The organism is Clavibacter sepedonicus, assembly GCF_000069225.1.
Lineage (GTDB): Bacteria > Actinomycetota > Actinomycetes > Actinomycetales > Microbacteriaceae > Clavibacter > Clavibacter sepedonicus.
On sequence record NC_010407.1, the window covers coordinates 408,649 to 427,659 of the forward strand.

19 protein-coding genes and 1 pseudogene are annotated in these 19,011 nt (G+C 69.6%); 9 read left to right on the forward strand and 11 right to left on the reverse strand.

Translation table 11 applies throughout. The features are described 5' to 3' along the window. Window positions 1-427: 427 nt before the first annotated feature. The 3 genes and pseudogenes from CMS_RS01865 to CMS_RS01875 form a co-directional block, all read right to left on the reverse strand. Complete coding sequence (locus CMS_RS01865; RefSeq protein WP_012297831.1) at window positions 428-1,375, reverse strand: carbohydrate ABC transporter permease; 948 nt, start codon at window positions 1,373-1,375, stop codon at window positions 428-430. Continuing rightward, window positions 1,368-2,213, reverse strand: coding sequence for a carbohydrate ABC transporter permease (locus CMS_RS01870; RefSeq protein ID WP_223842693.1), 846 nt, complete (start codon window positions 2,211-2,213; stop codon window positions 1,368-1,370). The genes CMS_RS01865 and CMS_RS01870 overlap by 8 nt, the downstream gene beginning before the upstream one ends. Before the next feature lie 56 nt (window positions 2,214-2,269). Further along, window positions 2,270-3,614: pseudogene (locus CMS_RS01875) on the reverse strand (ABC transporter substrate-binding protein). A gap of 262 nt (window positions 3,615-3,876) precedes the next feature. Between CMS_RS01875 and CMS_RS01880 the strand changes: the two are divergent. The 6 genes from CMS_RS01880 (at window position 3,877) to arfB (ending at window position 10,030) form a co-directional block, all read left to right on the forward strand. Beyond that, window positions 3,877-5,319 carry an LLM class flavin-dependent oxidoreductase gene (locus CMS_RS01880; protein ID WP_012297833.1) on the forward strand — a complete coding sequence of 481 codons (1,443 nt, stop codon included), beginning with the start codon at window positions 3,877-3,879 and terminating at the stop codon, window positions 5,317-5,319. 1 nt (window position 5,320) lies between these two features. Next, complete coding sequence (locus tag CMS_RS01885) at window positions 5,321-6,556, forward strand: acyl-CoA dehydrogenase family protein (RefSeq protein ID WP_012297834.1); 1,236 nt, start codon at window positions 5,321-5,323, stop codon at window positions 6,554-6,556. Beyond that, on the forward strand, window positions 6,553-7,677 hold the full coding sequence (locus CMS_RS01890; RefSeq protein WP_012297835.1) for an acyl-CoA dehydrogenase family protein: 1,125 nt from the start codon (window positions 6,553-6,555) through the stop codon (window positions 7,675-7,677). The genes CMS_RS01885 and CMS_RS01890 overlap by 4 nt, the downstream gene beginning before the upstream one ends. A gap of 188 nt (window positions 7,678-7,865) precedes the next feature. Further along, on the forward strand, window positions 7,866-8,780 hold the full coding sequence (locus tag CMS_RS01895) for a phosphatase PAP2 family protein (protein WP_012297836.1): 915 nt from the start codon (window positions 7,866-7,868) through the stop codon (window positions 8,778-8,780). 284 nt (window positions 8,781-9,064) lie between these two features. Further along, a complete protein-coding gene (locus CMS_RS01900) occupies window positions 9,065-9,517 on the forward strand; it encodes a hypothetical protein (RefSeq protein ID WP_086935883.1) in 453 nt (150 codons plus the stop codon). 90 nt (window positions 9,518-9,607) lie between these two features. Then, a complete protein-coding gene (gene arfB / locus CMS_RS01905) occupies window positions 9,608-10,030 on the forward strand; it encodes an alternative ribosome rescue aminoacyl-tRNA hydrolase ArfB (RefSeq protein WP_012297838.1) in 423 nt (140 codons plus the stop codon). A 363-nt stretch (window positions 10,031-10,393) separates the two neighbouring features. Here the strand turns inward: arfB and CMS_RS16440 are convergent, their stop codons facing one another. From CMS_RS16440 to CMS_RS17450, 5 genes are all read right to left on the reverse strand, one after another. Continuing rightward, complete coding sequence (locus CMS_RS16440) at window positions 10,394-11,209, reverse strand: RES family NAD+ phosphorylase (protein ID WP_198433869.1); 816 nt, start codon at window positions 11,207-11,209, stop codon at window positions 10,394-10,396. A gap of 220 nt (window positions 11,210-11,429) precedes the next feature. Next, window positions 11,430-12,362 carry a sce7725 family protein gene (locus tag CMS_RS01910; protein WP_012297841.1) on the reverse strand — a complete coding sequence of 311 codons (933 nt, stop codon included), beginning with the start codon at window positions 12,360-12,362 and terminating at the stop codon, window positions 11,430-11,432. Window positions 12,363-12,370: 8 nt separating this feature from the next. Continuing rightward, complete coding sequence (locus CMS_RS18325; protein ID WP_012297842.1) at window positions 12,371-13,270, reverse strand: sce7726 family protein; 900 nt, start codon at window positions 13,268-13,270, stop codon at window positions 12,371-12,373. Window positions 13,271-13,381: 111 nt separating this feature from the next. Further along, window positions 13,382-14,446, reverse strand: coding sequence for an LLM class flavin-dependent oxidoreductase (locus tag CMS_RS01915; RefSeq protein ID WP_012297843.1), 1,065 nt, complete (start codon window positions 14,444-14,446; stop codon window positions 13,382-13,384). A gap of 79 nt (window positions 14,447-14,525) precedes the next feature. After that, the gene (locus CMS_RS17450) at window positions 14,526-14,681 is read right to left on the reverse strand and encodes a type II toxin-antitoxin system Phd/YefM family antitoxin (protein WP_012297844.1); all 156 of its coding nucleotides are present in this window, start codon (window positions 14,679-14,681) and stop codon (window positions 14,526-14,528) included. Window positions 14,682-14,750: 69 nt separating this feature from the next. Between CMS_RS17450 and CMS_RS01920 the strand changes: the two genes are divergently transcribed. Then, complete coding sequence (locus CMS_RS01920) at window positions 14,751-15,095, forward strand: DUF2200 domain-containing protein (protein ID WP_012297845.1); 345 nt, start codon at window positions 14,751-14,753, stop codon at window positions 15,093-15,095. Here the strand turns inward: CMS_RS01920 and CMS_RS16135 are convergent. Together CMS_RS16135 and CMS_RS01925 are read right to left on the reverse strand one after the other, a co-directional pair. Then, a complete protein-coding gene (locus CMS_RS16135; RefSeq protein ID WP_012297846.1) occupies window positions 15,092-15,247 on the reverse strand; it encodes a DUF2283 domain-containing protein in 156 nt (51 codons plus the stop codon). The two genes, CMS_RS01920 and CMS_RS16135, sit on opposite strands and share 4 nt — an antisense overlap. Before the next feature lie 70 nt (window positions 15,248-15,317). Then, on the reverse strand, window positions 15,318-15,893 hold the full coding sequence (locus tag CMS_RS01925; protein ID WP_012297847.1) for a TetR family transcriptional regulator: 576 nt from the start codon (window positions 15,891-15,893) through the stop codon (window positions 15,318-15,320). A 97-nt stretch (window positions 15,894-15,990) separates the two neighbouring features. On the opposite strand from CMS_RS01925, the gene CMS_RS01930 reads away from it, so the two are divergent. Both CMS_RS01930 and CMS_RS01935 read left to right on the forward strand, forming a co-directional pair. Next, the gene (locus CMS_RS01930) at window positions 15,991-17,112 is read left to right on the forward strand and encodes a zinc-binding alcohol dehydrogenase family protein (RefSeq protein WP_012297848.1); all 1,122 of its coding nucleotides are present in this window, start codon (window positions 15,991-15,993) and stop codon (window positions 17,110-17,112) included. A gap of 97 nt (window positions 17,113-17,209) precedes the next feature. After that, complete coding sequence (locus tag CMS_RS01935; RefSeq protein WP_012297689.1) at window positions 17,210-18,172, forward strand: IS481-like element IS1121 family transposase; 963 nt, start codon at window positions 17,210-17,212, stop codon at window positions 18,170-18,172. A gap of 18 nt (window positions 18,173-18,190) precedes the next feature. On the opposite strand, the gene CMS_RS01940 is transcribed toward CMS_RS01935, so the two are convergent. Continuing rightward, window positions 18,191-18,952: a hypothetical protein gene (locus CMS_RS01940; protein WP_012297849.1), complete on the reverse strand. Its 762-nt coding sequence runs from the start codon at window positions 18,950-18,952 to the stop codon at window positions 18,191-18,193. Between the last annotated feature and the right edge of the window lie 59 nt (window positions 18,953-19,011).

Sequence of the window (19,011 nt, forward strand, 5' to 3'; positions counted from 1 at the left end):
ACGACGTGCCGAGCATCCGGACGCTCGGGCAACCTCTTGAATCTAAGGACCCTGATCTGCCGCCCCTGCGACGTCAGGCGCGGCGTGACCCGTTTCCTTGCTCTTGGGGCTTGGTACGACGGCGCGGCCCGCCCTCCCGCCTGTCGCCACACCACGAGATGGCGACGCCCACGGTGTCGACCCTGGAGACGCCGTCGCCGATGGGCACGTCGCACTGCCGCCCGGCGTGAAGGAGGTCACGTGGCCGTGGGGTTGAGCAGGTTCGTGCCGAGGCCCATGCGGAAGGGCTTCGCGGGGGAGTCGCGGGGCAGGTCGGGCGTGTCTAAGACGGACGCGCCGCCCGGGCGAGCGTGAGCGCCGTGTCAAGCCACGGCACCACGACGACGACGGCGGTGAGGACGGCGGCGTGTGGCCCGCGGCCGGGGGATCAGCAGGACGCATGCGCCCGGCGGGTGCCGCGCCCCTCGACCGCTCCGCCGGTGAGCCCCGCGACGAGCCGGCGCTGCAGCAGGGTGGCGGCGGCGAACAGCGGGATCACGCCGATGAGGGACGCGGCGGCGATCTTCCCGAAGTCCTGCACCCGCTCGCCGAGCATCAGGGAGAGGACCACGGGGAACGTCTGCGCGGCAGGGCCCTGGGTGAGGAACGTCGCGAACAGGAACTCCTGATAGTCGAGCACCGCGACGATCACGCCGACCGACACGAGCGCCGGTGTCAGCAGGGGCGTGACGATGCTCACGAGCACGCGCCACTCTCCGGCGCCGTCGAGTTGCGCGGCCTCGTCGAGCTCGACGGGGATCCGCCGCACAAACCCCTCGAGCAGCCAGACGGCGACGGCGACGTTCGCGAGGGCGTAGACGATCGTCAGGCCGACCAGCGTGTTGTTGAGCGACAGGATGCGCAGCAACGTGAACACCGGCACGATCGCGACCACCGGGGGCAGCAGCCACGGGCTGAGCACCAGCCCGGCGAGCACGCGGCCGCCGGTGCGGTGCCGGGCCATCGCCCACGCGGCGGGGAGGGCGGCGGCGAGGCTGAGCACGGATCCGATCACGGACGTGGCGAGCGAGTTCAGGATCGCGCGCGGCAGCCCCGAGCCGGTGAGCGCCGCCGTCCAGTTCTGCCAGGCCGGATCGGTGGGCACCAGCACGCCGGCGGACACCTCGCCCTGCGTCATGAGCGACACGGACAGCAGGTAGGCGAGCGGCACGAGCACCGCGGCCAGGGACAGCGCGAGCCACAGGTCGGCGCCCCGGGAGTGGCGGCGCGGGCGGCGGGTCCGCGGGTCGCGCCCCGGCCGGATGCGCGCCGCGGCAGGGACGGCGTCGGGGACCGAGCGGGCGGGAGTGAGCAGGGTCGAGGTCGCGTCAGGCACGGTTCAGCCTCCGGGTGATGGCCGTCACGGGCAGGGTCACGGCCGTGACCACCACCGCGAGCAGCAGGGTGATGACGGCGGCGCGGCCCACGTCGAAGTGCTGCAGCGCGGCCTGCCAGATGAGGTAGGCGGGCATGGTCGTCGCCTGGCCCGGCCCGCCCGAGGTGAGGATGTAGACGAGGTCGAACACCTTGAACGCCAGCACCAGGCGGATGAGGGCGACGGCCGCGACCGTGCCCGAGATCGCGGGCAGCGTGATGCTCCGGACGAGGCGCAGCCCGTGTGCGCCGTCGAGCGCCGCCGCCTCCTCCACCGCGGGATCCTGGCCGACGAGGGCCGCGAAGACGAGCAGCACGATGAGCGGCGTCCACTCCCACACGTCCGCGAGCGCGACGCCGAGGAACGCCGTGACCGGCTGCGAGAGCACCGACACCGCGGATCCACCCGGCACGACCGCGGCCACGACCGTGTCCCCGAGCCCGCCGTTCGGCTGGAAGACGAGCTTCCACAGCACGCCCACCACGACGGGCGGGGTGATCATCGGCAGCAGCAGGAGCGTCCGCACGACCGCTCCCGCGTGCACCGAGCGCCAGAGCGCGACCCCCGTCCCGACGCCGAGCACCACGCTCACGACCGTGACCAGCAGCGCGTACCCGACGCCGCGCACGAGCGCCGTCGTCGTGTCGCCCTCCGCGAGCACATCCGCGAACGTCGCCGTGCCGACGAACTCCTGGAAGGGCCGGCCGAGGCTCGACTCCGTGAGGGCCGCGAGCGCGATGAACACGAGCGGGTACCCGCCGAGCACCACGAGCGCCAGCACCGACGGCGCGACGAACACGCGTCGCGGCCAGGTGCTCCGGGGACAGCGGGCGCGGGACCCGGCGAGTGACACCGTCACCCGAGCAGCTCTTCCCATTTCGCCTGCACGCGGTCGAGCGTCTCCTGCGCCGTCCCGCCTTCACCGGCGAGCAGCTTCGCGAGCTCATCCGTGAGCACCTGCGCGGCCTCGGTCGCGTTCTTCCCGCTCGGCCAGGCGAGCGCGCCGGCGAGCGTCGCGCGGTTCGCCTCCTGGATCTCCGGGAAGCGCTGCCCGTACGTGGCGTCCTCGAGCGAGGAGACGCGGTTGGGGTCGATCCCGGTGGGCGGCGACGCGGTCAGGAGCTCCGCGTTCACCTTCGACGACGACGCCCACTCGATGAAGCGCTCGGCCAGCGCGGTCTTCTGCGTGTGCGCGGTGACGACCCAGCTGAAGCCGGCGACGAGCGACGCCCGCGAGGTCGTGTCGGCGCCGCCCGTGGGGAGCAGGGTCACGCCCCACTTGCCCGCGACCTGGGAGCCGCTCGTCGGATCCTCGCTCCGCACTCCGAGATCCGTCCAGTTCTCGATGAAGCCGACCTTGCCCGCGAACCACGCGCTGTTGCCCGCCCCGAAGTCGGTCTCGGCGGGGGTGGGCAGGGCCTGGTCCTGCACGTCGACGAGCGCCTGCGCGGCGGCCACCGCCTGCGGGCTGTCGATGGTCGGCTTCCCGTCGGCGTCGACGAACGAGCCGCCGAAGCCGGCGAGCCGGTTCGCGAAGCTCGCGCCGAGGATCAGCGGCGACTTCTGCCCGAAGACCGCTGCGCCGTACACGCCGTCCGCCTTCTCGTTCGCGGTGATCGTGGTCACCTGCTGCAGGTACTCGTCCCACGTCCTCGGGGGCGAGGTGAACCCGTTCCGCGCCAGGATCTCCTTGTTGTAGAAGAGCACGTGCGTGTCGCCGTCGAAGGGCAGGCCGTACGTGCGGCCCTCCACCTGGCTGTACGGCTCCCAGATGGTAGGGGATGAAGTCGCCCGTGTCGATCGCGGGGTCGCTGCCGACCCAGTCGGTGATGTCCTGGATCGCGCCGTCCGCCGCGAGGTCGCCGAGCGAGACGTACCAGGGCGCGGCAACGTCGATGGTGTCCGCGCCGGACTGCTGGTCGAGGGCGAGCTTCGAGCCGATCTCGTCGTAGGGCACGATGACCGGTTTGATGACGGCGCCGGTCTCCGCCTGGAACTCCTTCGCGAGCTGGTCCGCGGCGCCCTGGTGCGACGAGATCATCAGCACGGTGAGCTCCTGGCCGGAGATGTCGCCGTCGGCGGAGCCGGCCTCGGCGGGAGCGCCGGCGCAGGCCGAGAGGGCGAGCGCGGCGGTCGCGATGCCGACGGCGACCACGCGGCGGCGCGTGCGGACGACGCGCGGGGATCGGATCGTGGACATGGGTTCCTCGTGTGGATCGGCGGGCGGAGGGCTCGTGCACCTCCACTGGTGAGGAAGGTAGGGATCCACGACCGCCCGGGGGAAGCGCGGACGCAACGCGGCGTCACCGTGTTACGACGTGCGTACCCGCGTTGCGTCGTGCGACACCGTGCCCTCGCCGGCCCGGAGCCCGGCCGGTAGCTTCGGGCCCCGACGGCCGCAGGTCGGCACGTCGCCCGGCCGTCCGACAGCGGTCGGTCGCCCGGATCGACTGGAGGCACCCGTGCCATCGCGCATCATCCTCAACGCGTTCGACATGAGCTGCGTCACTCACCAGGCGCCCGGACTCTGGCGCCATCCCGACAACGAGGCGCACCGGTACGGCGACCTCGACTACTGGGTGGACCTCGCCCGCCTGCTCGAGCGCGGGCGGTTCGACGCCCTGTTCATCGCCGACGTGGTCGGGGTCTACGACGTGTACCGCCACTCGGCGGCGCCGGCGCTCGAGGACTCGGCGCAGATCCCCGTGGGCGACCCGATCGTGCAGGTCTCCGCCATGGCGCACGCGACCGAGCACCTCGGCTTCGGCGTGACGGTCGCATCCACCTACGAGCTGCCGTACGCGCTGGCGCGGCGGTTCTCGACGCTCGACCACTTCACCCGCGGCCGCATCGGCTGGAACGTCGTCACCTCCTACCTCGACTCGGCGGCGCGGAACCTCGGGCTCGAGCGGCAGATCGGACACGACGACCGGTACGCCATCGGCGACGAGTTCCTCGACGTGACCTACAAGCTGTGGGAGGGCTCCTGGGAGGACGGTGCGGTCGTCATCGACCGCGAGCGGGGGATCTACACCGACCCCGCCAAGGTCCACCCGATCGCCCACGACGGCGAGCACTTCCGCGTGCCCGGCGTGCACCTCGCGGAGCCCAGCCCGCAGCGCACGCCCGTCGTCTTCCAGGCGGGCGCGTCGCCGCGCGGCAGGGAGTTCGCGGCCAAGCACGGGGAGGCGGTCTTCATCAACGGCCTCACGCCGGAGCTCACGCGGCCGATCACCGACGACATCCGGGACCGCGCCGAGCGCATCGGCCGCCCGCGCGACAGCGTCAAGATCCTGACGCTCGCCACCGTGATCGTCGCCCAGACCGACGAGGAGGCGCAGGCGCAGTACGACGAGTACCGCGGGTACGTCAGCCTCGACGGGGCGCTCGCGCTCTACGGAGGCTGGTCCGGGCTCGACCTCAGCGGGTACGACCCGGACGCGCCGCTGCGGTACGTCGACACGGACGCCGCCCGATCGGCCCTCGCGATCTTCACGCGCTACGACCCGGACCGCGACTGGACGCCCCGCGACATCGCCGACCACGTGGGCATCGGCGGCATCGGCGCCGTCATCGTCGGCAGCCCGACCACGGTCGCCGACGAGCTCGAGCGCTGGATCGAGGTGGCCGGCATCGACGGCTTCAACCTCGCCTACGTGATCACACCGGGCACGTTCGAGGCCGTCGTCGACCTGCTCGTGCCGGAGCTGCAGCGCCGCGGCCGCGTCTGGGACGAGTACCCGGAGGGCACGCTGCGCGGTCGTCTCAACGGCAGCGGATCACCCGTCGTGCCCGAGTGGCATCCCGCGCACGCCTACCGCGGCGCGTACGTCGGCGGGCCGAGCGCCGCCGACGACACCGCGCCCCGCCTGTCCACCCCGCCCCTCGTCCCCGGAAGGTCCTGACATGACCGACATCACCGACGTCACCGACATCGCCACGCGCTCGCCGTGGCACGGGCACGCGACCGCGGAGGAGCTCGCGCACTGGCGCGGCATCGCCGAGCACGTGGCCGCGACCCTCGCCGAGGACGCCCTGGCCCGCGACCGCGCCGGCCTGGATCCCACCGCCGAGCTCGACCTGCTCCGCGACAGCGGCCTCGTGAACCTGCTCGACCCGGCCGAGCACGGCGGCGGGGGCGGCCACTGGGAGTCGGCCGTCCTCGCCATCCGCGTGCTCGCGCGCGCGGACGCGTCCATCGCGCAGGTCCTCGCGTACCACTACATCAACTCGGGCAACCTCGGCTTCACCGCCACAGGTGACGTGCGCGCGGACGGGTACCGGCGGACGATCGCCGGACGCTGGGTGTGGGGCGACTCGGTCAACCCCACCGATCCCGACCTGCGGCTCACCCCCGACGGCGACGGCTACCAGCTCGACGGCCTCAAGCGCTTCTCGACGGGCGCGTCCGCGGGCGACGTGATCCTCGTGAACGCGGTGGTCGCCGGCGGGGAGCTCGACGGTCGGATCGTCGTCTTCGCGCTCGACCACGACCGGCCCGGCATCGCCTACCTCGGCGACTGGGACGCGCTCGGCCAGCGGCTGTCCGCGAGCGGATCCGTGCGGTTCACCGACGTCCGCGTCGAACCCGACGACGTGCTCGGCGTCGGTTCCGACGAGCCCTTCTCCACGCTGGTGACCCCGGCGATCCAGCTGGCTTTCGGCAACCTCTACCTCGGCATCGCGGAGGGTGCGCTCGCCCAGGCGCTCGACCTCGTGCGGGCCCGCCGCGGGGCCTGGTTCCTGAGCGGCGTGGACGCGTACCGGGACGATCCCTTCGTGCAGCGCGTCGTCGGCGAGCTGGCGTCGCGCATCGCGGCCGTGGAGGCCTTGGCGGATCGCGTCGGCCGCGCGTTCGACGGGGTGGTCGACCTCGGCGACGGCGTCACCGCGGAGATCCGCGGACGCATCGCCATCGACGTCGCGAAGCTCAAGGTGGTGGCGACGGAGGTCGGGGTGGAGGTCGCGAACCGCGTCTTCGAGGTCACGGGATCCAGCTCCGCCCGGTCGTCGACGGGCCTCGACCTCTTCTGGCGGAACGTGCGCACGCACTCGCTGCACGATCCCGTGGACTACAAGAAGCTCGAGGTGGGCGCCCACGCGCTCACCGGCGAGCTCCAGCCGATCTCGCTCTACACGTGAGCGACGCCGTGACCTCCCGCCTCGACGCCGTGCTCACCCGCCTCCGACCCGTGCTCGACCGCATCGCGGAGGGCGCCGTCGCCCGAGAGCGCGAGCACGAGCTGCCCGTGGATGAGCTGCGCCTCCTGCTCGACGCCGGCGTCGCGGGCCTCCGCGTCCCCGTGCACCTGGGCGGCGACGGGCTCACGATCCCCGAGCTCGCGGAGGTGCTCGTGGAGCTCGCCGTCGCGGATTCGAACCTGCCGCAGATCCTCCGCGGGCACGTCGCCTTCGTGGAGGACCGCCTGCAGGCGCCGCCCGGCGAGGAGCGCGACGCGTGGCTGCGGCGCTTCGCCGCCGGCGAGATCGTGGGCAACGCGTGGAGCGAGGTCGGCTCCGGCGCCATCGGGACCTCGCAGACGAAGCTCGAGCGCCGCGGGGACGGGTGGGTGCTGAACGGCCGCAAGTACTACACGACGGGCAGCATCTTCGCCGGGTGGACGGACGTGACCGCCGATCGCGACGGCGAGCCGGTGACCTCGGTCGTGCGCACCGATCAGCCGGGCGTCGTGATCTCCGACGACTGGGACGGCTTCGGCCAGCAGCTCACGGGCACCGGCACCATCGTCTTCACCGACGCCGAGGTGGATCCCGCGCACATCGCGCCCTTCGCCGATCGGTTCCGCTACCAGACGGCGCTGTACCAGCTGGTCCTGCTGGCGGTGCTCGCCGGGGTGGCCGTGGCCGCCGAGCGCGACACGGCGCAGGCGGTGCGGGAGCGCACGCGCGTGTACAGCCACGGGGTCGCGTCGCTCGTGCGGGACGACGCCCAGATCCAGGCGGTGGTGGGGGAGATCTCGTCGGTCGCGTACACGGCGCGGCTGCTCGTGCGCGGCGTGGCGGAGGCGGTGCAGGCCGCCGCGGACATGGCGCACGATCCCCGCAGCGAGGCCGACATCCAGGCCAACGTGCTCGCGGAGATCCGGTCGGCGCAGGCGCAGGTCGTGCTGTCGGAGTCCGTGCCGCGCGCCGCCACCCGCGTCTTCGACACGCTCGGGGCCTCCGCCACGAGCCGCGCCCGCGGGCTCGACCGGCACTGGCGGAACGCCCGCACGGTCGCGTCGCACAACCCGCACATCTAGAAGGCGCGCATCGTCGGCGACTGGTCGGTCAACGGGACGCCGCCGCCGTTCGTGTGGGACATCGGGACGGCGGTGGAGGATCCCGGACCTGGCGGCTGAGCCTGCGTCCCGCCGCGTCGCCCGTCGTCCGCCCGCCGGGTGGGTAACGTCGAGGAGCGGGACCCTCCGCCCGGCACGGAGGATCCGACATGACTGATGAACACGGCCGGGAGCACGTCCCCGGCGCCGACGAGACCGCCGAGACCGCCGAGACCGGCCGTCCGCCCGGGTCTGCGCCCGCCCCGGATGCGCGCGTCGAGATCGTGGACGACGAGCTGCGGCAGGACCGGTTCCTCGGCGACCGCGACCTCACCCGCTGGGTGACGCCGGCCGGCCGGATCCTCGCCCGCGGCGTGCAGCGGATCGTGCGCGCTCTCGGCCCCCACGCCGCCCTCGTGATCATGCTGCTGGTGGGCCTCGTGCTGGCCGTCGGCCTCTCCGCGGTCGCCGCGCAGGTCTACGACAACGTGACCGACTCCGACGGGGTCGCCGGGTTCGACAAGCCGATCCTCGCGTTCATGATCGGCATCCGGACGCCGTGGCTGAACGACGCGGCGACCGCCTACACGGACGTGGCGGGCGTCACGGTCATGCCGATCATCGCGGTCGTCGCCATGCTGACCCTCGCGGTGCGGCGACGCTCCTGGACGCCGATCATCCTGGTCACCGCGGCCGGCACCGGATCCCTGCTGCTCACCATCGCCGGCAAGGACCTCATCGGCCGCGCCCGTCCTGCCCTCGCCGACGCGGTGCCGCCGTACGAGACGTCGCCGTCGTTCCCGAGCGGCCACACGCTCAACGCGGTGGCGATCGCCGGGATCCTCACCTACCTGCTCCTCCTCCGGCAGCACCGCCGGGCGACGCGCGTGCTCTCGATCACTGTGGCCGTCGTCTTCGCCCTCACGATCGGCCTCTCCCGCGTCTACCTCGGCCACCACTGGTTCACGGATGTGCTCGCCGCCTTCTTCCTCAGCGGCGCGTGGCTCGCGCTGGTGATCACGGCGCATCGCTTGTATCTCACGGCGCGGCGGCCGGGGGCGGTGGAGTCGAGCGCGGAGCACTGATCCGCGGCTGAGGGCGCGACAGCACGGCCAACCCGGCGGCCTGCGGATGCGGCGCGCCGCATCGTGCCCGTGTCGGGAGCATGAGACGCGTGCGCTTGCCGCCGGTCTGCGCGGGCTGGAGCCAGGAGCGCCTGGGTTGCATGAGGGAGCGGCCTCCGGCCGATCCACGACTACGGGTATGGGTCGGGGGACGATCAAGCCTCAGGTCTAGCGGCCAGAGCGGTCTGACTATTAGCTCTTGGGCAGGCCATGGGGAGCCCATGGCCGCGGTCGAAGGAGCCCACATGAGCAAGGCAAGCACTTGGAGAACAGCAGCCGTCCTGGGGGTGATCGGAGCATCGGTCATTGCCGGCGCCGGCGCTGCGAAAGCCGAGACGAGCTCTAGCCCGGCTACCGCATCAGCGGCGGCCGCGACGCCGAGCTTCGAGATCTTTTACGGTCTCAACTGCTCGTCGGCGTCGCGCATCTACACGGGAGCGAACCACGGCGAGGCGTGGATCAACGACACCTTCAACAGCACGCAGTATGGCAGCGCCGGCTCGGGTCAGCGGATTCGCAACAACGCGGCATCCATCCGGACGTTGAACGTGCAGTCGGTCAACATCAAGGGCAATGACGGCACGTACATCACCTTCTACACCCACGGCAACTGCGCATCGCTCGAATCCGCGTATGGCAACCGCCGGAACAACAACATCGGGTGGCAGACCGTTCCGGTGGGCGGCTGGAACGGCTGACCGCGACGACTCGCGGTCGCTGTCGCGCCGAGCGTCGGCGGCGGTGCCAAGCGGCCGACCGGCTCGCGCGAAGCGTGCGACCCTTGCCGCATGGATCTCGAGGTCGGCCCCGCGCTGACCATCCCCGCGGCCGAGCTGCGCTGGCGGTTCTCGCGGTCGTCGGGGCCCGGCGGGCAGCACGTCAACACGTCCGACAGCCGGGTTCAACTCACGTGGTATGCAGCCGGGTCGATGGTGCTCAGCGATGAGCAGCGGGCGCGGATCCTCCAGCGGCTCGACCGGCGCATGGTCGGGGGAGCGATCACCGTGACGGTCTCCGAGCAGCGCTCGCAGCTGCGGAACCGGGTGGCTGCCCTCGACGCGCTGCGCGAGATCGTGGCCGATGCGCTCGCGCCCGACGCCGCCCTGCGACGGCCGACCCGTCCCACGAAGGGCTCGCAGCGCCGCCGCCTCGCAGCCAAGACGCAGCGCTCCGCGACGAAGCAGCAGCGCAAGCGCCCGACCGGCGACTGAGCGCGCGGCGTCAGCGGATCAGGCCGACGCCCCCACGGACGCCTCGGAACGGTCCCACCCCAGCGCCTGCCCAATCTCCTTGATCGCCGCGAGCGACCGCAGGTTGAAGTCCACGCCGAGCTGATTCGAGGTGGTCATAGCGAGCAACACCGTTCAGGGGTTCGGTCTCCCGTGGGCGATAGCGCTGAAGTGTTAATAAACATCCAGCCGTCTCCAGTAGGGCTGCCGTCAAGGTCCATGCACTGGACCACTTGAATGGCCCCGCGGTGACTTAGCTGTAGAGGTTGTGCTGTGCGCTCAGCCGATACGAGCCGTCTGATGAGATGTCGACTCAGTGCTCTCAGAATTGTACCGACTCAGGCGTCAGCTCTCGATAGCCACCGTCACCTTAGTGACGGAGACTACGTCTAGATGAGTGGCGGTTGCAACGGTTGGATGAAAAAGTGCAATGTTCACTCCATTGTCGCTGCTGACCGAGCTTGTGTAAATGACCCCGTCGAATCCCCTCTTCTTGATGTACTCGCAGAGGTACTGTGTTGGAACGTACTCATAAGCGACGCCGCTCGGCTGAACGGGGCGAGTCAGTTCTTCGCCTAGTCGCTCAAGGAGTGGTAGGTCGGCTCGAAGTTGGATGATTAAGGTCTCATCGCCATCGCTAAGCGGCGAGATTAGGGATCGAGGATCACGAAGGTCAGCTAGCTTGAGGTTGTCTGCGTCTGACAGGTCGAAGCGAGCAACACATGCTCGCTCGCCGGTGTGAGGGCGAAGCTCTGCGACAGCGGTTGCGCGGGTGGACCCCAGGTAGAGGTACGGAATACCTGCGGGATTTGCTCGACCGTGACCCGCCTTGTTGCGCGGAGGAGCCCCCATGTCTGTCAGAGGAAATGCATCGTCGCCCGTCATTAGGCGGGCCCGATACCAGTCGCTGAACTCGTGAGCATTGGGTGTAGTGATCAGTTGGTCTAGCAGAACCGCCAAGCGATCCATGTCCATGGGTTCCTCGAGGAACCATCGGTTGCTGTGCATGAGCTCGTCACGCAACTCTTCCCAGCGACGAAGATTGCCGCCGTCCGAATGCGCGATAGGCATGAACTTCTTGCGGACGATTTCGCCATCGTCCAGAACATCGGCGAGTAGCTCTTTTGCTTCTGCTTCACTCAACCTGTCGCTCGAGAACATCCTCCACTCGCTGATCAGGTGTCGGACCAGGAAATCCCCGTGCGGATTCTCGGTGTAGGTCGCGATGAGCGGCGCAAACCATTGACTCAGCCTGGAGGGGATAACGCAGAGCACATCTGTCTCGCCACAGTAGTCGCAGTTCTGCCTAACAGGTTCACATTGATTGATCAGTTCTGCTCGAACGTGTCGATCATTAAAACAAGTCGCGCAGCAACGGCGCTCAGACATTCGCGTGGTAGGCTGCAAGCGTCTCGATGTGATGCTTGATGGACAATTTCTTGACATATCCCAGGCCAGGGAAGTGTTTGCGGGAGTGCAAATCGCGGAACTCTTCGACAGACGTTGTGGAGAGAATCTTCGTTAGGGGATCATCGACCGCTGAGATGAGCTTGGCGAGCGCCTGCGCGAATTTGCCTGCTGGGTCGACAGGAGTGTCGTTTGAGTCGGACTTGAAATGATAAACGAACATCGCGTCATCGTTTGAAGGGTCGATATAGGTCAGATGGATGGCCACGGCATATGCGGGGCCGCCGCCCTCGCTGTAGTGATCGCCAATCGTCAGGAAGTCACCGTAGCCATCGCCTCCTAGCTCTTCGTAGGTCACGTGAAGATCTGAGAACCTGTCGACGAGGTCGTAGTCCGCGTTTTTCATCCGTTTGAACCCGTCTTCAATCAGGATACGCCGTGCGCCCTTAAATGGGCGGCGGTAGAGGGTATTACGGGCGTCAAGAAAAACATGCGTCATTGAATCCGGCTGGACGTTGTTCGCTAGGGTCTTTCCGTCGGTGAACCCCGCATGCACGAGCGTTAGTGGCCGTTCAGAGTAGGGTTCGATGAGCCGAAGGACCTCGCCCACAGTCAGGTCGCTCGTGAGAAGAAGCGCCGGAGAGATTGCGTCGTTGTCTCCGTGGCTGTCGGCCATGTATTGTGCAAGAATTTCGCTGCTATCCCTGTGGTCACCGTGTCTCGGATTCACGATCACCGTGGCTTTGGCCCCGTTCAGGAGCAGTTCGTCTAAGGTGCGCTGAAGTCCTTTGAAGGTCTCGCGAACCGGCTCGATGATCGGATTGAAACCTGCGTCTGCGATGACCGCCGCTGACTCGCGGATTGCTATCAACTCGAACTGCTTACCGCGAAAGTAGGGAAAGTACATCTTCGTTCCTAACTCCAGGTCATCACTGACGACATTGATGTACTAGTGGCTGCAGACAAATTTGCGCGCCCGCCGTCGTTTAGGTCGCCGAACAGGGCTGCAGTCCTGATCGACGGCGGCAAAGTGCCAATGTGCGCTTCCTGAGCTGCGCGTGTTCGACTCTGCTTCAAGACGGTGACGGCATGCCGATGCACTTCGACCGGATCGAGAGCCGCATAAATCCGTCTTAGTTCCGCCCGGAGGTGGGTGTTCGGAACGTCGGGCGTCTCTACGCCAATCCTCGAGAGCACCTGCGCAGCTTCGCTTGAGCGGAGAGTGTCTAAGAGTGCCGTTGGGTCGATGCGTTCGGGAAGATCCCGGGTTTCACGAATGACCTGCAGCCGAAGGCGAGGAGATAGTGCAAGTACGCCGACGTCATCCGGGGCCAGGCGAAGTACAGCGTCCGCTTGCCGGGGGCTCGTGACCACCGTGACACTCGCGAAGACAGACCTGTAGTCGCTGAGCTGGCTAGCGAGCCGACCGAGCGAATCTCTCTCCGACTTGATCTCGTAAGCCGTGGCGGTATCGTTGAGAATGACTAGATCCGCCTTGGACGCTCGTGCGCGCACCTCGCTCAAAACAGTTGCTGTGCGGAGGTTATGTCGACCGAGGGCGATCTTCTCGACTACCGCACTCCGATAGACATAGTCGTCTCTATTACCTGACTTCGTCAGCTTCTGGTAACCGAGATTGAGTGCGTCCCGGAGCGTCGCTCCTCCGGGCAGATCCGCTGGGACGGAAGTGTCTTGCAGGAGGCGAGCGACAAGGGGAGAGCGGCCGCTTCGGCCAAGTTCGCGGATAGCGGCAGGCGAGAACAGTCGCGAGAGAGCAGCGAGCTCTGGGGTGGCCGGTGAACCCACGCGAAACACCTCCCACTGTTTGGAACCGTTGGCTGATTGTAGTAGGCGATTCGTGCAGGCTCTGTGAGCCGCGGCGCTAGTGGGTTGTTCTAAGCGGCGCCTTCCGTGACGGGCGCTTCCTCAACTGTCAGCGGATGAGGCCGACGCCCCCCACCGCGGCATCCGCGCGATCCCACCCCAGCGCCGCCCGATCTCCTTGATCGCCGCGAGCGACCGCAGGTTGAAGTCCACGCCGAGCTGGTTCGGGATCGTGACGAGGAGGGTGTCGGCCGCGGCGATCGCCTGGTCCTTGCCGAGCTCCTCGATGAGCCGCTCGGGGGTGCCGATGTAGGAGCGCCCGAAGCGCCACTTCTCGCCGCCGACCTGGCCCACCTGGTCCCGGCCCTCGATCTGTGAGCGGACGCCGAAGAAAGCTTCCGACTCGTCGTCGACGATGGGGATGATGCTGCGGCTGACGCTCACGCGCGGCTCCCACGCGTGCCCGGCGGCGGCCCAGCCGTCGCGGAACAGCTGGATCTGCTCGGCCTGCAGCACGTCGAGCGGCACGCCGGTGTCCTCCGAGAGGAGCGTCGACGACATGAGGTTCATGCCCTGCTCGGCCGCCCACCGGCCGGTGGCGCGGGTGCCGGCGCCCCACCAGATCCGCTCGCGGAGGCCCGGCGACTGCGGCGTGATGGCGACGCCGCCCGCGATGATCCCGCGCTGCGGTGCCGCGGTCGCGAGCTCCTCGCCCTCGAGCGCGCGGAGGAAGAGGTCGGTGTGGCGGTGGGCCATGTCGGCGTCGGTCTCGCCGTCGCGCGGCACGTAGCCGAACGACTCGTAGCCGGCCTCGACCTGCTCGGGGGATCCGCGGCTGATGCCGAGCTGCACCCGCCGGTTGGAGATGAGGTCGGTCATCGCCGCCTCCTCCGCCATGTAGAGGGGGTTCTCGTAGCGCATGTCGACGACGCCGGTGCCGATCTCGATCCGCCTGGTGCGGCTCGCGATGGCGGCCAGCAGCGGGAACGGCGACGCCTGCTGCGGCGCGAAGTGGTGCACGCGGAAGTACGCGCCGTCGATGCCGATCTCCTCGGCCGCGATCGCGAGGTCGACCGACTGCAGGAGCGAGTCCTGGGCGGTGCGGACGCGGGATCCGCGCACGTCCTGCCAGTGGTTGAACGACAGGAAGCCGATCTTGGTGGCCATGGGGCGCTCCTCGGTGCTCGACGGCGGCGGATCCAGGTGGCTGCGTCTGCATGGATGTGAACCACGGCCCTGAGCCTGCCTATTCCCCCGAGTCGTGCGGGTCCTCGGTATCCGTCGGCTCGATCAGCTCGCGCTCGACGAACTCCTCGCGACGCGCTCGCTCGAGCGACTCGATCAGTCGCTTCGCGCCGACTGGGTTCCGGAGCAGGTAGGAGGTCTCGTCGTGCTCGGACATGGGAGCCTTTCGTCGGGGGTGACGCGAAGGTACCTGGCGCCCCCGACCTCACCGGCCTACGCTCCGACCATGCACCGCATCTTCACGACGTCGTTCGCGTCGGTCTACGTGCTCTACGTGAAGAAGGTGGAACGGAAGGGACGCACGCGCGCGGAGGTCGACCAGGTCATCACCTGGCTCACCGGCTTCGACGCCGCGGAGCTCCAGCACCACCTCGACGCGGAGACCACGTTCGAGGACTTCTTCGCCGCCGCGCGCCTCACCCCGCTCGCCGACGAGGTCCGCGGCGTCATCTGCGGCGTCCGCATCGAGGAGATCGACGACCCGCTCATGAAGGAGATCCGGATCCTCGACCGGCTCGTGGACGAGGTGGCTCGCGGCCGGCCGATGCAGAAGGTGCTGCGCGGCAGCTAGGCGATCCGCACCGCATCCGCCAGCACCGCCGCGGGCAGCACCGCGCTCGCGTGCAGCACCTCGACGCCGAGCAGGCGGCCGTCGGCGTCGAAGTCGAGCGCGACCTCGCCGCGGTCGCCGGGCGTCGTGATGGAGTGGATCGTCGTCTCCACGCGTCCGTCGCCGGCCGGCCCGGCCAGCTCGACGTACGCGGCGTCCGCGACCCGTCGTACGTGACCCGCATCATGCGCCCGCCGTCATCACCCGACGGAACGCGTCGAGCGTCTCGCGCAGCACCTCGGCGAGGTCGGTCTCGGCGCCGCCCTCGGAGAGCCAGCGGCCGATGGAGACGCCGAAGACCGTCGCGGTGGCGTGGGCGACGAGCACGGCGGTGAGCGGATCCGACCCGCGCTCCGCGAAGCCCTGGCGCACGGCCTCCTGCATCGCCTGCACCTTGCGCATCTCGCGCTCCTGCAGCCCCGCGTCGGCGCCGATGATGCGCTTGCGGGCGAGCAGGGTGTCGCGCCCCTCCGCGAACTGGGAGGCGACGACCTCCGGGAAGCCGTCCTCGACGACCTGGAGCGGGGAGCGGTCGGGCGACGCCTCGCGGATGATGCGCGTCACGAGCGCGGGCAGCTCGTCCTCCTCGGCGAACAGCACCTCGCGCTTGTCGGCGAAGTGGCGGAAGAAGGTGCGGGTGGTGAGGCCGGCGCGGGCGGTGATCTCCGGCACGGTCGTCTCGGCGAAGCCCCGGCTCTGGAACAGCTCGAGCGCGGCGGCCGCTAGGCGCTCGCGCGTGTCCGGCTGCCATCTGCTCATGCGTCGATCCTAGGTGATGACGCGACGTGCCATGACAGTGCATACTGATGACACGCGATGTCATCAGGCAGCGCGATCCTCAGATCGGAGATCCGCCGTGTCCACCGAAACCGCCGCCTGGCTCGCCTCGTCCGCCGCCGACCTCACCGTCGGGTCCGCGCCGCGCACCGCACCCCGGGAGGGCGAGGTCGCCGTCCGCGTCCGCGCCGTCGCGATCAACCCGCTCGACACCATGAAGCAGCACATGGGCGACCTCATGTACCGCTGGCTCCCGCACCCCGCGGTGCTGGGCGAGGACGTCGCGGGCGTCATCGAGGAGGTCGGCCCCGGCGTCACGCGCTTCGCCGTCGGCGACCGGGTCGTCGCGTACGCGGTGGGCATGGAGAAGGGGCGGCGGCACGCGCCCGAGGGCGGGTTCCAGACGCGCGCGATCGTGCGCAACAACCTCGCCGCGCCGATCCCGGACGCGATGCGCTTCGAGGACGCCGCCGTCCTCCCGCTCGGGATCTCGACCGCCGCGTCCGGCCTCTTCGGCGCCGGCCAGCTCGGCTTGCGCATGCCCGACGCGACCACGCCGCCGACGGGGGAGACCGTGGTGGTGTGGGGCGGATCCACGAGCGTCGGCATGAACGCGATCCAGCTCGCGGTCGCCGCCGGCTACGACGTCGTGACGACCGCGTCGCCGCGCAACCACGAGCTCGTGAGGAGCCTCGGCGCGAGCCGCGCGTTCGACTACCGCAGCCCGACGGCGGTCCGCGACATCACGGCGCAGCTCGCGGAGAGCGGCCGCAAGGTGGCGGGCGTGCTCGCGATCGGCACGGGATCCGGGGCGCCGGCCGTCGACATCGCCATCGCGAGCGGCGCGACGCGGGTCAGCATGGCGAGCCCGCCGGTGTCGTTCGAGACCCTGCCGCGCGGCGGCCGCGTGGGCCTGCCGCTCGTGCGCCTCGGGATCCGCATGGGCACGGCGACCCCGGCCCTGATGCTCCGCGCACGCGTCCGCGGGATCCGGGCGAGCTTCATCTGGGGCAGCGCGCTCATGCACGACGGCGTCGGCGCGATGCTCTGGGGGCGGTTCCTGCCGGCCGCGCTCGCCGAGGGCCGCTACGTGGCGGCGCCCGCAGCCGAGGTCGTCGGCACGGGGCTCGAGGCGATCCAGCCGGCGATGGACCGCCTGCGCGCGGGCGTCTCGGCACGGAAGCTCGTGGTCGCGCTCTAGCTGTACTCGGCCATGACGTTGGTGACACTTCGGGGCGTGTGAAGAGGCCTCCTGGCTTGATGGAGCTGTTCAGTTCAACCATCGCCAGGAGGCCTCGATGTCCCACGGTAATGCTCGTCTGACGGTTCACGGGAGGGTTCTCCTCGTGCGGCGGGTGGTGGAGGATCGTCGGCCGGTCGCGCACGTCGCGCGGGAGCTGGGGGTGTCGCGGCAGTGCGCGCATCGATGGGTGAACCGGTTCCGTGCCGAGGGGCTGCGAGGGCTGACGGATCGGTCATCGCGGCCCCGGTCAGTACCGAGGCGAACGAGCCCGGAGCGGGAACGGGCCGTGCTGGAAGCGCGGGCCCAGTTGCGGGCGGGTCCTGCGCGGCTGGCTCCGGTGACAGGTGTTCCATCCCGTACGATCTCCCGGATCCTGCGCCGGCACGGGGCGCCGCCGTTGGCATGGTTGGACCCCGTCACCGGGGCCGTGATCCGGGCATCCCGGTCAACGGCGCACCGGTATGAGCACGAGCATCCGGGTGATCTGATCCACGTGGACGTGAAGAAGCTCGGGAGGATCCCGGACGGAGGCGGCTGGCGGGTCCACGGGCGCAGCGAGCAGGTCCGCGGCCGCGGGATCGGGTTCGATTACGTCCATGCCGCGGTCGATGACCACACCCGTCTCGCCTACGCGGAGATCCATCCCGATGAGAAAGGCGCGACCGCGGCCGGGTTCCTGACCCGCGCAGCGGCGTACTTCGCCGGGCGCGGGATCACCCGGATCGAGCGGGTCATCACGGACAACGCGTTCGCCTACCGGCACTCGACCGTGTTCAAGAACGCCGTCCAGGACCTGGGCGCGCGGCAGAAGTTCATCCGCCCGCACTGCCCCTGGCAGAACGGCAAGGTCGAGCGCTTCAACCGGACCCTCGCGACCGAGTGGGCCTACCGGCAACCCTTCACCAGCAACCAACACCGGGCCGACGCGCTTGACCCCTTCATCGAGCACTACAACACTGAACGAATCCACTCAAGCCACGGGCTCACGCCCGCGGCCCGAGTGTCACCAACGTCATGACCCAGTACACCTAGCGCCCTACTTGCTGCACCAGCTCCGGTGGACGTCCGGCAGCGTCAGGTGCCACGTGCGGTCCTGATTGCGCACGCACTGGTGGAGGAGCCAGAAGACGTAGCCGCTGGCTCCGATGAGGGCGCCGGCGACCAGCGCGCACGAGAGGACGAGGAACGAGGCACATGCCACGCTCGTGACGGCGGCGGCCGTCACGAGGGCGCCATTGCCCAGCATCACCTTCCACAGGGGGATGTCCAGGGTCACCCCGTGGCGGAAGAAGCCCTTAATCTTGCCGAAGAGCTTCTTGAACGAGAACTTAGCGACGCCGACGCCAGTGCCAGTGCCAGTGCCGGGACCGGCGGCTGCGCCGGGGTCGTCGTCCTGCACGTCCGAGCCCGGAGTAGCGGTCGTGGGCTGTGTCCGGAGGGCCTGCACCTCTTCGCTCATCTGCCGCGTGATCTCCGACCTGCTCATGGGCGGTGCGTCGGGCGCTCCCGAGCGGGCGGCGACGGCCGCGTCGACCAGCTGGTCGATGGAGATGCGACCGGAGAGGATGTCCTGCTCCACCGTGTCCTGGGAGATGGAGTGCGCGATCGACGCCTCCGCCGCGTGCGCGGACGGGGGAGCGACGGCGAAGGTGGCGATGACGACGAGGGTCGCGGCGGCGGCGGCGACGGGCAGGGTGCGCCGCAGGTTGCGGAGGCGACGGGAAGCGCGGAGGTGACCGAGCGCGCGGGAAAGCGGCGCGAGGGCGAGCGCCGAAGGGCGGGGAGGGTGAGAGGGCATGGCGCATCCGTTCACGGTCGTTGTGGGGTGGTCGGGGAAGGATCATGCTTAGCGGTCGG